At 64.9% G+C, this 13,080-nt stretch carries 13 protein-coding genes and 1 tRNA gene; 8 read left to right on the forward strand and 6 right to left on the reverse strand.

The window, feature by feature from the left end; translation table 11 throughout:
• The first annotated feature begins 62 nt into the window (after positions 1 to 62).
• From PVE73_RS11835 to PVE73_RS11855, 5 genes are all read left to right on the forward strand, one after another.
• The gene (locus PVE73_RS11835) at positions 63 to 809 is read left to right on the forward strand and encodes a multiubiquitin domain-containing protein (RefSeq protein WP_277367104.1); all 747 of its coding nucleotides are present in this window, start codon (positions 63 to 65) and stop codon (positions 807 to 809) included.
• On the forward strand, positions 784 to 1,956 hold the full coding sequence (locus PVE73_RS11840; protein WP_277367105.1) for a ThiF family adenylyltransferase: 1,173 nt from the start codon (positions 784 to 786) through the stop codon (positions 1,954 to 1,956). Before PVE73_RS11835 ends, PVE73_RS11840 begins: the two co-directional genes overlap by 26 nt.
• Positions 1,953 to 2,393 (forward strand): DUF6527 family protein, encoded by a 441-nt coding sequence (locus PVE73_RS11845; protein WP_277367106.1) that lies wholly within the window; start codon positions 1,953 to 1,955, stop codon positions 2,391 to 2,393. Before PVE73_RS11840 ends, PVE73_RS11845 begins: the two co-directional genes overlap by 4 nt.
• A gap of 274 nt (positions 2,394 to 2,667) precedes the next feature.
• The gene (locus tag PVE73_RS11850; protein WP_277367107.1) at positions 2,668 to 2,904 is read left to right on the forward strand and encodes a DUF2158 domain-containing protein; all 237 of its coding nucleotides are present in this window, start codon (positions 2,668 to 2,670) and stop codon (positions 2,902 to 2,904) included.
• Between the two features lie 11 nt (positions 2,905 to 2,915).
• Positions 2,916 to 6,020 (forward strand): DEAD/DEAH box helicase, encoded by a 3,105-nt coding sequence (locus PVE73_RS11855; protein ID WP_277367108.1) that lies wholly within the window; start codon positions 2,916 to 2,918, stop codon positions 6,018 to 6,020.
• Positions 6,021 to 6,461: 441 nt separating this feature from the next.
• Here the strand turns inward: PVE73_RS11855 and PVE73_RS11860 are convergent, their stop codons facing one another.
• The 4 genes from PVE73_RS11860 to sfsA all read right to left on the reverse strand — a co-directional run bounded on the left by PVE73_RS11860 (position 6,462) and on the right by sfsA (position 10,101).
• The gene (locus PVE73_RS11860) at positions 6,462 to 7,715 is read right to left on the reverse strand and encodes a site-specific integrase (RefSeq protein WP_277367109.1); all 1,254 of its coding nucleotides are present in this window, start codon (positions 7,713 to 7,715) and stop codon (positions 6,462 to 6,464) included.
• 165 nt (positions 7,716 to 7,880) lie between these two features.
• On the reverse strand, positions 7,881 to 8,531 hold the full coding sequence (radC, locus tag PVE73_RS11865; RefSeq protein ID WP_277367110.1) for a DNA repair protein RadC: 651 nt from the start codon (positions 8,529 to 8,531) through the stop codon (positions 7,881 to 7,883).
• A gap of 32 nt (positions 8,532 to 8,563) precedes the next feature.
• A complete protein-coding gene (gene map, locus PVE73_RS11870; protein WP_277367111.1) occupies positions 8,564 to 9,388 on the reverse strand; it encodes a type I methionyl aminopeptidase in 825 nt (274 codons plus the stop codon).
• On the reverse strand, positions 9,388 to 10,101 hold the full coding sequence (sfsA, locus tag PVE73_RS11875) for a DNA/RNA nuclease SfsA (RefSeq protein ID WP_277367112.1): 714 nt from the start codon (positions 10,099 to 10,101) through the stop codon (positions 9,388 to 9,390). Before sfsA ends, map begins: the two co-directional genes overlap by 1 nt.
• Before the next feature lie 143 nt (positions 10,102 to 10,244).
• On the opposite strand from sfsA, the gene PVE73_RS11880 reads away from it, so the two are divergent.
• Complete coding sequence (locus PVE73_RS11880) at positions 10,245 to 10,655, forward strand: hypothetical protein (RefSeq protein WP_277367113.1); 411 nt, start codon at positions 10,245 to 10,247, stop codon at positions 10,653 to 10,655.
• Between the two features lie 82 nt (positions 10,656 to 10,737).
• Here the strand turns inward: PVE73_RS11880 and PVE73_RS11885 are convergent.
• Positions 10,738 to 10,812, reverse strand: a tRNA-Val gene (locus PVE73_RS11885).
• A gap of 55 nt (positions 10,813 to 10,867) precedes the next feature.
• Positions 10,868 to 11,563: a phosphoglycolate phosphatase gene (gene gph / locus PVE73_RS11890; RefSeq protein ID WP_277367114.1), complete on the reverse strand. Its 696-nt coding sequence runs from the start codon at positions 11,561 to 11,563 to the stop codon at positions 10,868 to 10,870.
• Between the two features lie 165 nt (positions 11,564 to 11,728).
• On the opposite strand from gph, the gene rpiA reads away from it, so the two are divergent.
• Entirely contained in the window at positions 11,729 to 12,445 is a 717-nt protein-coding gene (gene rpiA, locus PVE73_RS11895; RefSeq protein ID WP_277367430.1) for a ribose-5-phosphate isomerase RpiA, read from the forward strand.
• A 7-nt stretch (positions 12,446 to 12,452) separates the two neighbouring features.
• A complete protein-coding gene (locus tag PVE73_RS11900) occupies positions 12,453 to 13,028 on the forward strand; it encodes a DUF2059 domain-containing protein (protein ID WP_277367115.1) in 576 nt (191 codons plus the stop codon).
• Positions 13,029 to 13,080: the final 52 nt, after the last annotated feature.

Here is a 13,080-nt window from a genome sequence, read left to right on the forward strand (position 1 = left end):
TCGCTCCGATTGGATCCTTAGAGCCGCGGCGCTGCCTCGGCCGAACCTAAGGACCCAATCTTATGAACACCGAAGAACTTCTTGATTACGACGATCTCGGCGACGCCCTGCGCGAAGGCCGGGCGTTGCGTCCGGCGCGGGGGTATCGCTTTCTCCTCGCGCAGGGCGATCTCAACTTCCAGTCCCGCCAGGTGAGCGATCCCATGCCGCTCGGCTGCCAGTTGCTCGAGGCCGGCGGCCTGGACCCGCGGGACGGTTACAGCCTGTTCGCGATCCTGCCCTCGGGGGACTTCGAGGACGTGCGGCTGAACGAGCCCTTCGACCTGCGCGAGCGCGGCGCCGAGCGGTTCGTCGCCTTCCTGACGGACCGCGACTTCAAGCTCACCCTCAAGGACGACGAACTGCGCTGGGGCAAGCCGGTCATCAGCGGCACGGTGCTTTACGGTCTCGCCAACCCCGGCGAGGGGGAGGCCGTCTTCCTTGAGGTTCCCGGCGGTGAAGATCGCCTGATCGAGCATGGCGAGCTGATCGATCTGACCCAGCCCGGCATCGACCGGTTCATCACCGCGCGGCTGACGTTCGAGATTATCGTCAATTCGCGGCCGCGCACGGTGAACGCTCGCACGGTGACGTTCGAACAGATCGTCCAGCTCGCCTTCCCGGGCCAGCACGAACCCAACGTCGTCTTCTCGATGACCTACCGGCACGCGGCGTCGACGCCGCACGCCGGTGAGCTCGGGGCTGGCGGCTCCGTCGACGTCAAGAAGAAGGGCACGGTGTTCAATGTCACGCGCACTGTTCAGTCGTAATCCGGACCTGAAGCGGCTGCTGGACGAAGGCTACTTCGTCCAGCAGCAGGGCGGGTATCTCGTTATGCGCGAGGTGCCGTATGTCGATGCGCGCCGGGAGGTGCGCATCGGCACCCTCATCTCCAGCCTCGCGCTGGCCGGAGATCAGACGCGCCCGCCCGACACCCATGTCATCCACTGGGACGGCGATTTCCCGTGCCACGCCGACGGCAGGCCCATCCAGGGCATCTCGCATGCGGCCGGCGCCTTCGATCTCGGCCACGGCCTGAAGGCGACGCATAGCTTCTCCAGCAAGCCGGACGGCGGCTACTCGGACTACCACCACAAGATGACGAGCTACGCGAACATCCTCGCGGGCCCGGCCGCGGTGCTGAAGTCCGGCGCGACGCCTCGCACCTTCCGCGAGCCGGAAGAGGAGGAGGACAGCGTCTTCAACTATGTCGAGACCGCCTCCGACCGTGTCGGGATCGGCGTCCTGACCGAGCGACTCGTCAACGAGCGGGTCGCCATCATCGGCGTCGGCGGGACCGGCGGCTACATCCTGGATTTCGTCGCCAAGACGCCGGTCCGGGAAATCCGGCTGTTCGACAGCGACGAGTTCCTGACCCATAACGCGTTTCGCGCGCCGGGGGCCCCGAGTCTGGAGGAGCTGCGAGAAGCGCCGAAGAAGGTCGACTATCTGAAGCGCATCTACAGCCGGATGCATCGGAACATCGTGGCGCACGACGTCGCGCTCGGCGTCGACAACATCCACCTCCTGGACGGCGTCACCTTCGCCTTCCTGTCCCTCGATGCGGGCGACGCAAAGCGGTTGATCGTGGAGAAGCTCGAGGCGATCGGTGCCGCGTTCGTTGATGTCGGCATGGGTCTCGAGCTCGACGAGGGATCGCTCGGCGGCATCCTGCGGGTGACCGCCAGCACGCCGGAGAAGCGGGCTCACGCCCGGCAGCGCATCTCCTTCGTCGGCGGCGGCGCGAAGGACATCTACGCCTCCAACATTCAGGTCGCGGATCTCAACGCCTTCAATGCCGTCCTCGCGGTCGTGAAGTGGAAGAAGATCCGCGGCTTCTATCGCGATCTCGAGTGCGAGCATCACTGCACCTACACCACCGATGGCAACATGCTGATCAACGGGGACCTGGCGTGATGCGGCACAAGCGACTCGATCATCGTTTCGTCGAACACATCCCCGAGCGCCTGGAGCCGGGCGTCCTCTATGTGTCGATGGACTATGCGACATCGGCCCATAGCTGCTGCTGTGGTTGTGGCGAGGAGGTCGTCGCCCCCTTCACGCCGACGGACTGGAAAATGACGTTCGATGGCGAGACCGTCTCGCTTCGTCCGTCGATCGGCAATTGGACGCTGAAATGCCGGTCACACTATGTGATCGACCGCGGCAAGGTGATCGAGGCCGGCCCCTGGAGTGACGAGCAGGTCGAAGCCGAGCGTCGTCGTGATCGCGCTGCCAAAGCGCGCTTCTACGGGCAGACGCCAGCGATCGAACCCGCCGTTCAGCCCGCTCCCGTCAAGGCGGCTCCCGGCTTCTGGCGCCGCGCCTGGCGTTGGCTATCTGGCAGATCGTGACGATAGGCCCGACGGCAACTTGCCGTCGGGCTATCCCGCTTCGGAACGCAGCGCAGCCCTAGGAAATCAAGAGCATCTATTCAGGAGCTTACACGGTCTTCGGCGAAATTCTTGTGCAAGGAAGGACCGACACACCATATATTGACGTTAGGCATGGGGCGATCTCCTAGCACGTGCGTGCCTCCACCCATGGTGGTGGGGACATGGGCGGGCTTCTTGCGACCTCCTCCGGTGCCTGGCGAGGACGGATAGGCATCGAGAAGGAGCGTGGAGAATGGATGCGACCGAATTCAAGCTCGGCGATCTTGTGCGAGTGAAGTCAGGCGGGCCAATCATGACGGTCGAGCAGGTCGGGAAGACGGCCATGCTGGAGGAGGATGCCGTCTGGTGTGTCTGGTTCGAGAAGGTGGGCAACAAGCAGGTCGCGCGGAAAGACACGTTCGCGCCGTTCGTGCTGGAGAAGGCTGAGAAGCCGCGAGCCGCGTTCTCCGTCGGCGTCGTTCGGGCGTAGCGTGGTGCCTCATGCCGTTTCGTGGCCTGTTCATCGGCATCGACCGTTATAGCTCGACCGGCATTGATGAGCTGACCTGCGCGCGTCGCGACGCGACCGCGCTGGAGGCGCTGTTCTTCGACACGCTGGGCGGCAGCACGGTCTTGCTGGCAGATGCGGAGGCCACGCGGCATCGTATTGAGGACGCATTTGCCGACCTAGCCGGCTGCGGCTCCGAGGATACGGTGGTGATCGCGTTCTCCGGCCATGGGTCGGAGACGCATGAGCTAGTCACCCATGACGCGAACCCAGATGATCTCGCCGGCTCCGCGATCCCGCTCGAGCTGTTGCAGGAATGGTTCTCGCGGATACCGGCGAGGCGCCTGATCCTGTTCCTCGACTGTTGTTTTTCCGGCGGCATTGGCGCGAAGGTTCTGCACGTCGATGCGAAGCCGCGCAGCCTTTTGTCCGCCGAAGCGCGCCTAGCTCAGCTTGGCGGCGCTGGCCGGATCATCTTCACCGCCTCCGCGGCGACCGAGCCCGCCTATGAGCACCGCCGGTTCGGGCACGGCTTTCTGACCCACTTTCTGCTGGAGGCGCTATGTGGCGCCGAGGAAGTCGTGAGCGGCGGCAAGCTCTCGCTCTACCGCCTCCTTGAGCATGTCACGAGCCGCGTCAGGGCGGCCGCGCTGCAGGGCGGCAAAGAGCAGAACCCGACCATGCGCGGGAGCATCGACGGCGATGTCGCGTGGCCCGTGTTCGTGCCGGGCGCGAAGTATCGGGCGGCCTTCCCGGCGCGTCTGCCTGCCAAGGTGACGTCCGATCTTGCGAGCCTCTCGTCGGCCGGTTTCCCCGACGCGCTTGTCACCGCCTGGGCTGGAGCGATCCCATCCTTAAATGCGCTTCAGATCGCCGCCATCACCGACTTCGGCGTGCTGGACGGCGAGAACTTGGTGGTGTCGGCTCCGACATCCTCGGGCAAAACGATGGTGGGCGAGCTCGCGGCGCTCCGGAACGTGCTGGATCGCAAACGGGCTTTGTTTCTGTTGCCGCTCAAGGCTCTTGTGGCGGACAAGCGGCGGCACTTCGAGAGCGTCTATGGCGGTTTCGGGGTCCGCACAGTGGAAGCGACGGGCGAGACGGACGACATCACGCCTCTGTTGCGGGGCCAATACGATGTCGGCCTCCTGACCTATGAGAAGTTCGCTGCGATCGCGCTGACATTCCCTCATGTGTTGGCGCAGGTCGGCGTGATCGTGATCGATGAAGCGCAGATGATTGCCGACCGTGGCCGCGGCGCGAATCTGGAATTCATTCTGGCGCTCATCCGGATGCGCCGGCGTGAGGGGATCGAGCCCCAACTGATCGCGCTTTCGGCGGTCATCGGGGACACGAACGGGCTTGAGCAATGGCTCGGAGCGCGGCTTTTGCGGCGCACGGAGCGGCCCGTTCCGCTTGAGGAGGGCTTGTTGCTCGGCACCGGGCATTTTCGCTTCCTTGACCCGGAGAATGGCAATGAGCGGGTGGAGGGGCCGCTCGTTCGGCGTCTTGTTGGCGGCAAAGGATCGAGCCAGGATTGGATCATCCCGCTGGTGCGCACGCTTGTCGCCGAAGGCCAGCAGGTGATCGTGTTTCGCGAAACCAAGGGCGAAGCCCGCGGCTGCGCCAACTATCTCGCGGGGTCGCTCGGATTGCCTCCGGCTGCTGAGGCGCTGACGCAGATGCCCGGCGGCGATCCCTCGCAGGCCAGCGCCGACTTGCGGAGCGCGCTCGCGCGCGGCGTCGCTTTCCACAACTCGGATCTCGACCGCGAAGAGCGACGCGTCATCGAGGAAGAATTTCGTCGTAGCGGCTCGGGCCTGCGCGTCATCGCAGCCACGACGACGCTGGCAATGGGCGTGAACACGCCCGCTTCATCGGTCATCATCGCCGGCTTGAATCATCCGGGCGACGAGCCCTATTCGGTGGCCGAATACAAGAACCTCGTCGGCCGCGCAGGAAGGCTCGGCTTCGCCGAGAAGGGGGCTTCGTATCTGCTGGCGCTCGATCCGCGCGCCGAGCATGATCTGTGGTCGCGCTACGTGACCGCGGAGCCGGAAGACTTAGGGTCCCGCTTCCTCGACGGTACGACCGACCCGCGCTCCCTGATTATCCGTGTCCTGGTCGCGGCACGACGCGCGGCCGGTGAAGGCGTGCGGAGCGAGGAGATTGTCGAGTTTCTGGAATCGAGCTTCGGCGCGTTCCAGGCCCGGCGCGCCCACAGCGCGTGGCAGTGGAGCCGGCCGGACCTGCTTTCGGCGCTGGCGGATTTGGAACGCCACGGCCTAGTTCAGAAGGACGCCACAGGCGCGTATGAGCTAACCAAGCTGGGCCGTCTCGCTGGCGAGAGCGCAGCCGAGGTCGGGTCTATCGTCGCGCTCGTAGATTGCCTCGGCGCGCTCCAGCCCCAAGACATCAGCGATCCCGTCCTGATTGCCGCAGCCCAAACGACGGTCGAGGTCGATCAACTCCTCTTTCCGATCAACCGGAAAAGCACGCAGAAAGAACCCCAGCTATGGCCCAACGAGCTGCGGAGGCAAAATGTGCCGTGGCACGTCCTGAACGCGCTTCATCGGGGGGCCACAGACGATCATCAGGCGACCCTGCGTGCGAAGAAGGCGGTCGCTTGTCTCTTGTTCGTGTCCGGTCGCGCCATGAGTGAGATCGAGCGCGTGCTGACGCAGTTCGGCGGGGCGTTTGGCGGCGCCGCCGGCCCGATACGCGCGGTCGCAGCGCGGACTTGCGATCTGATGCCCGTCGCGGCTCGCGTCGCCGAAATCCTGCACCCGACGCTCGATCTCGGTGACCGTGTGAGACGTCTGGCGATCCGATTGACGTATGGCGTGCCCAGCCCCGCCGTCGACCTCGCCCAGGTCGCTGGAGCCGATTTGCTGCGGGGCGACTATTGTCGATTGGCCGCCGCGCAGCTCTGTGAGCCCGAACAGATCGACGCCGCAGCCGACGATCAAATTCTGGTATGCGTGGACAAGGACCGGCGCAAGCTCGCGCTTGTCCGCGATGCGGCGAAGCGCGTTGCCAAGCGTCGGGCCGAAGCGGTCACGCCGTCCGTCCCGGTTCTCGAAGCATATGCGCCCTGAATCGCGCGCAATGACCGCCTGAGGCGACCGCGTCAGAAGCCCCCCTCCGCGAGACCGTCCTGCCGCAACAGGTCTCCGATGCTGGTGGAGCCGATCCGGCAGCGCGCGATAACGCGATCGAATGAGACGACGCGGCCGCTGCGGCCGCGCTCCATGTGATCTCGCGATGTAAGGCTATGCGCTCAAGCGCCGCTTTGGCCGCTGCGCCGCCGGGTTGGTGAAGCTCAGGCGCGTCGAAATCGGCGAGGCGAACCTCGATCCACTCGTCGGGATCGGCCGTCCTGCCGACGCACAGGCCGTCGCCGTCGCCAACGTATTGGACCGTGCCGGAGAACCGCACACCGGGTTGAGCTGGCAGAGGCGCTTTGCACGGATCTGCAAACGCGGGCGCGACCGAGCAGAAGAAGACAAGCACGCCGGCAAGAAGGAGAGACCGGCGGCTCATGCGGCAGCCTTCAACGTGCTGTTGCCCTTCTTCTTTTTCAGGAGCGCGCGGACGAACTTGTCCCAGCGCGCCATGCCGGCGCGCTTCTCGGGCATGTAGTTCCAGCGATCGTAGTTCTTGGAGCTGACGTCCTGCAGCGCGTGGTTCTGGAGGCGGTCCCGGATCTCTTTTGGCACCCCCGCCTTGCCGGCGAGCGTCTTGAACGTCCGCCGCAGGTCGCGGTTGGTCGCGTAGGGGATGACGCCGCGGTCGCGCTGCCGCCAGACGAAGCTGTAGAGCGTGCCGTGGCTGACCGGCTTCGACGGATCCTTCGCCGAAGGAAAGTACCAACCGAATTCGTTGGGCTTGATCGACTCGATAAGCTCGGCTGCGAGGGATGGGACCGGGACGGCGTGCGCTTGAAGGTTCTTGGTCTTCGACCAGTCGATGATCCGCTCGGCCGCGTCCCACTGATCGACATGCAGCCTAGCGATCTCCTCGACGCGCTGGCCAGTCAGCATGATGAGCTGCACGGCGCGCGGATACGACGGATGGACGGGAGTGTCAGGGCATTCGAGCCAGCGATAGAGCTGAACGAATTCATCCTCGCTGAGCCAGCGCGTGCCCTGTACCTTAGGTTCGGTCGGGATGTCCGAGGCCGGGTTGAAGGGAATCCGAAAGCGACGAGGGGAGGTGTTGCGATAGTCGTTGTCCGACTTCATCCCCCAGCTAAAGGCAGCATGGATATACGACCGCACGTGATCAGCCATCGATCGAGCACCGCGCTCATAGATCGGTCGGATCAGTTCCACGATCTCTTCGGCCTCGATCTCGCGGGCAAGTCGATTACGTCCAAGCGTGTCGGCAATCTTGTTGAGGCCTTTCTCCGTCTCCTTCCACGAGGGCTTGCCGGCGGCCTTCAACGACCCGACGTAGCCTTCGAACAGATCGGCGACGGTCCCCGGTCGAGTGTCGGTCGCTATCTTGATGCTGCGACCTTTCTGGATCACGTCAGCGAAGTCGCGTTTGAAAATTTCCCGCGCTTGAGCGAGTGACATCGAGGGATACGAGCCGAGCTTCTTCTTCGACCGTTTCCCATCCCGCCACTGCTGCGCCATCCAATCGGCCGTAACGCGCTTCGGCATAGGCTTCAGCACGAGCACGAGACGGCCAGTGCCCCGACCTTCGCCGTCCGCGAGATTCTCTTGCTTCTGGCTCAGCTCGACGCGCTTTAGCGCATGCCGGATTGCGGTGTCGGTCAGGCTTGGCATGGCGTTCCTCCTTGTCCGCAACTGGGATCGGTCGAGGAGAAACGGGGATCGTTTGCTGGGATCGGAAAGCCGTTTTCAGTCCCTCTAACCGCTCCCAATTTGCCATAGCCGCCGCCTGTACGCAACGTGCAAAAATCAGCTATTTAATTGATGATTCAGCGGTATTCAGCGTGATCCAGCGTGACTTTGGAGGGGGGTAGTGGGGTGGTTGTGCACCAGAATAACGGCGCTGGCCGAGAGCTCGAGCGCCCGGCGCACGATCTCGCGCGGATAGACCGGCGTATGGTCCACCGTGCCCGTCTGCTGGCATTCGTCCTTGATGAGCGCGTTCTTCTTGTCGAGGAAGAGGATGCGGAACTGTTCGCGGTCCTCATAGGCCATGGCCGCACGGCAATAGTCCAGCACCTGGCTCCATGAAGAGAGCACCTGCTTGCCGCGCACCTGGCTTCTCAGCATACGCTGCGTGAGGGCGGCGACCAGCTTCAGGTCGCGCGCGGCCGCCTCGCCGATGCCCGGCACCTCGCGCAGGCGGCTTTCAGGCGCACCCAGGACTTCGCCGATCGAGCCGAAGCGGTTGAGCAGTTCCTTCGCCGGCCCCTTGGTGTCGGCGCGCGGAACCGAGCGGAAGAGCACCATTTCGAGAAGCTCGTAATCCGCAAGTGCCTCCACGCCCGCCTCGTCGAAGCGCTGGCGCAGGCGCTCCCGATGCCCTTCGTAATGCTTCCTGGCGTCTGCTTTACCGGATTTTTCGGAGGTCTTCGGCGCAGGCCGCAAGGAGCCCTCGCCGAAAAAACCGTGGTCGTCGCCGTCGCTCATGAAACGCTGCCCCCGCCGCGATCACGAGTGTATCAGGCAAGTCCGGGGCGATCGAGCCCGGCCGGCGACAATGTGAAGATCTCGCAGCCGTCTTCGGTCACGCCCACGCTGTGCTCGTACTGGGCGGACAGCGAGCGGTCGCGAGTCACCGCCGTCCAGCCGTCCGACAGAACCTTCACATGCGGCCGGCCGAGATTGATCATGGGCTCGACCGTGAAGATCATGCCGGGCCGCATCTCAACGCCTTCGTTCGGGCTGCCGTAGTGCAGGATGTTCGGCGCGTCGTGGAAGAGCTGGCCCACGCCGTGGCCGCAGAAGTCGCGCACGACGGAGCAGCGCTGGCCTTCGGCATAGGCCTGTATGGCCGCGCCGATGGCGCCTGTGCGCGCGCCGGGCTTTACCGCCGCCACACCCAGCATGAGGCACTCATGCGTGACCTCCAGAAGCCGCTCGGCGGCGCGCTTGATGGTCCCTACCGGATACATGCGGCTCGAATCCCCGTGCCAGCCATCCAGAACATAGGTGACATCGATATTGACGATGTCGCCTTCCTTGAGCGGCTTGTCGTCCGGGATGCCATGGCAGACCACATGGTTGATCGAGGTGCAGGTGGATTTGGTGTAGCCGCGATAGTTGAGCGTCGCCGGGATCGCCCCATGGTCCATGCCGAATTCGAAGACGAAACGGTCGATCGCGTTCGTCGTCACCCCCGGCTTCACGAGCTCGGTCAGCTGGTCGAGACAGCGCGCCGTAAGGCGGCACGCCCGACGCATGCCCTCGAAGCCCTCCTCGCCATAGAGCCGGATCTGCCCGGTGTTGCGAAGGGGGGCGGTGTCCGCGTCGAGATAAGTAACCATCAGGGCTTGTCCTGGAATTCCATATCGATCAGGCGATCGGGCGTGATCGCGTCTGCAGAGATTTGGCACCCTAGCACGAAAGCTTCAACCCCTGCACCTCTCGCGCGCGCGAATGCGGCGGCATAGGTCGTGTCGAGGTCGCTGCAGAGCCGGAAACGGGAACAGTCGCCGCGCTGCACCACGTAAATCATCACGGCGCGGGCGCCGGCTGCGCGCATGGCGGCAAGCTCGTCGAGATGGCGCGCGCCGCGGTCCGTCACCGTGTCGGGAAACTCCGCCAGGCCCTTCTCGCGCATGAAGTGGACGTTCTTCACCTCCACATAGACAGGCGGACGCTCCGGGTGCTCCAGCAGGAAATCGATGCGCGAGCGCTCGCCATAGCGCTGCTCGGGCTTCATCACGGGATAGCTGCCGAGATCACCCACGAGCCCGGCGCGGATCGCCTCCGCCGCCAGCCGGTTCGGCAGGCCGGTATTGATGCCCACCAGCGTTCCGTCCGCCTCGACGATCTCCAGCATGTAAGGATATTTGCGCTGGGGATTGTTCCACTTGGACAGAAGGACGCGCGAGCCCGGCGCCGTCAGGCCGAGCATCGAGCCGGTGTTGGGCACCGAAACGGTGCGTTCCGTTCCGTCGGCCAGCACCACGTCGGCAAGGAAGCGCTTGTAGCGGCGGACGAGCCGGGCTTCGGTCAGCGGAGCGGGAAATTTCATGGGCGGAGGAGGATCATGTGCGCTAAGTCGTGCGTGAATATCGCCGGTGGGGCAGGAAGGTCAAATGCCAAGGCCAGTGACGGCTTGACGGGAACGCCGTTGTCCGGCCTCATGTGGAGGATGAGGCAAGAGGGGCAACCGCAGTGGCCACGAACCGACTGATGTATTTCCCTTCGGTGGCGGCCGCGGCCTTGTCCTTCTCGTTGCTCGTTTGTGCGAGTGCCGGTGCGCAGCCTCTCGAATGCGCCGAGATCATCGGCAAGGTCTTCGACGACCAGAACGGCAACGGCTATCAGGACAAGGGCGAGCAGGGCCTTGCAGGTGTGCGCATCGTCACGCCCAAGGGCTGGATCGTCATCACGGACGAGCGCGGGCGTTTCCATGTGGCCTGCGCCGATCTGCCCGAGGGCCCCACGGGATCGAACTTCGTCATGAAGGTCGACACGCGCTCGCTGCCGACGGGCTACCGGCTCACGACCGAGAATCCGCGCATGGTGCGTCTGACCGCGGGCAAGCTCGCCAAGCTCAATTTCGGTGCAACCGCCGCGCCCTGAGAACGTTGCTTGGCGGTCCTTTTCGCGTTGGAAAGGCTCGCGCGTTCTGCGGAAGCGGATCGGGGAAAGCGGGCGTGGGAGATGGTGGGCGCGGTAGGGATTGAACCTACGACCCCACCCGTGTGAAGGGTGTGCTCTCCCGCTGAGCTACGCGCCCGCCCGGCGGCAAATCGCCAAGCGCGCGGGGATATAAGGGAGCCCCGGCGGTGAAGTCAAGCGGCTGGCTGGCCGGCGGCGGATTTGATGAGATTGTCCGCCAGTTCCAGCGTCAGATCGTCGAAATGGGAGATGACGATGCTCGGCTCGAATTCGTGCACCGGCCGGTCCGTGTAACCGAAATCCACGGCCACCACGGGAATGCCCGCCGCCTTGGCGGTGTCGATGTCCGTGCGCGAATCGCCAACCATGACGGCGCGGTCGCGGTCGCCGCCGGCGCGCTCGATCGTATCGACGAGGTGGCGCGGGTCGGGCTTGCGGTGCGCGAACGTGTCGGCCCCGCAGATCGCTTCGAACCATTCGGTCATCGAAAGCGCTTCGAGCAGGGTACGCGACAGCCCCTCGAGCTTGTTGGTGCAGACGGCCATGGCGAAGCCCGTCTCGCCGAAGCGCGAGAGTGCCGCCCGCACGCCGGGAAAGGGCTGCGAGAGGCCGGGCATCCCGGCGGTGTAGTGCTCTATGAAAAGCCTCTGCAACGCGTCGAGCTCCTCCGCCTTGGTCGGGCGGCCGTGGGCGGCGAAGGCCCGCTCGATCATCGCGCGGCTTCCCGAGCCCACATAGCGGCGGATCTCTCCGTCTGCCACTTCCGGCACGTCGACCGTGCGCAGGCAATGGTTGAGGCTGGCGAGGAGGTCCGGCGCCGTGTCGACGAGCGTGCCGTCGAGGTCGAAGACGAGGATCGGGCGTGTCATGAGCGCTTCCTTCTGGTCACTTCAGCGGATAACCCGGACGGCGCGCCACTTCAAGGAGCAGAGGGCCTGGGGACATCTGCATGGGTCGATGGTGTGGAAAGCCATTTGCGGGACGAAGTGAAACAAGCTAGGAAGCCCCCCTCTGCTTGCGGGGGCAAGATGGTGCTGGACGCGAACACTTTGAAGACGGAAGCCGCGCGCGCGGCACTCGAGCATGTCGAAGGCGGGATGACGCTCGGAATCGGCACGGGCTCGACCGCCGAGGCGTTCGTGCGGCTGCTTTCGGAGCGCGTGGCCGCCGGCCTCGATATCGTCGGAGTGCCCACGTCGGAGCGCACCGCTGCGCTCTGCCGCGAGCTTTCGGTTCCGCTTTCCTCGCTCGAACAAACCCCGGAACTCGACCTGACGGTGGACGGGGCCGACGAGGTGGGGCCGGAGCTGTCGCTCATCAAGGGCGGCGGCGGCGCTCTCCTGCGCGAGAAGATCGTGGCTGCGGCCTCGCGCCGCATGATCGTGATCGCTGACGAGAGCAAGGTGGTGGAGACCCTCGGCCGGTTTCCCCTGCCCATCGAGGTCAACCCCTTCGGCCTGCGCGCCACGGCGATCGCCGTCGAGAGGACCGCGGGGCGGCTCGGGCTTTCCGGCGCTCTCGAGACGCGCATGGCGGGGGAGAAACCTTTCGTCACCGATGGTGGACATTTCATCATCGATGCATCTTTTGGCCGTATTCCAGCGCCAAGAGCACTTGCGGAGGCTCTGAATGCAATTCCCGGCGTCGTGGAGCACGGTCTTTTCATCGGTCTCGCCCATGCGGCGATCATCGCAGGCAAGGACGGCGTCCGGGCGCTCGACGCCCGGAGCCGAATCGAGGAAATGGAGTAGAAGCAAGATGAATCTGGCCAGACGCGCTCGCTTGATCGCATTGACCGCAGCGATGGCTTTGACCACGATGACGCTGTCGGCCGGTGCCCAGGAGATTTCCGAGGAGCACCTCAAGGCTGCGCGCACGGCGATCGACGCGATCAACGCCACCGACCCGTTCGACAACTATCTGCCGGAGGCCGCGGCGACGCTGAAGGCCCAGCTCATCCAGCAGAGCCCGAACCTGGTGAACCTCATCAACGCCACGGTGGACGAGAAGGCGCTGGAACTCGCCAGCCGCCGGGCGGACCTGGAGAAGGAGTCCGCGCTCGCCTATGCGCGCATCTTCAGCCAGGAGGACCTGCAGAACATCGCCACCTTCTACAATTCGCCAACGGGCAAGAAGCTGCTCTCGGACGGGCCGATCGTCACCCGCGAAGTGCTGCAGGCAGCCGAGATCTGGCGGCGCGGTGTGGTGCGCGACCTGTCCAACTCCGTGGTGGAAACCTTGCAGGCGGCCGCCGGCACCCAGGCGCCGCAGATGCCAGCCGAAGAGCCGGAGGGGGCGGCGCCGGCGCCGGTGGAGGGCGCAACGTCCAACTGACGGAAAGTGACCGTTGAACAGAATTGAAGGCCCGGCCTGCGCGCCGGGCTTT

The organism is Chelativorans sp. AA-79, from assembly GCF_029457495.1.
Taxonomy (GTDB): Bacteria; Pseudomonadota; Alphaproteobacteria; order Rhizobiales; family Rhizobiaceae; genus Chelativorans.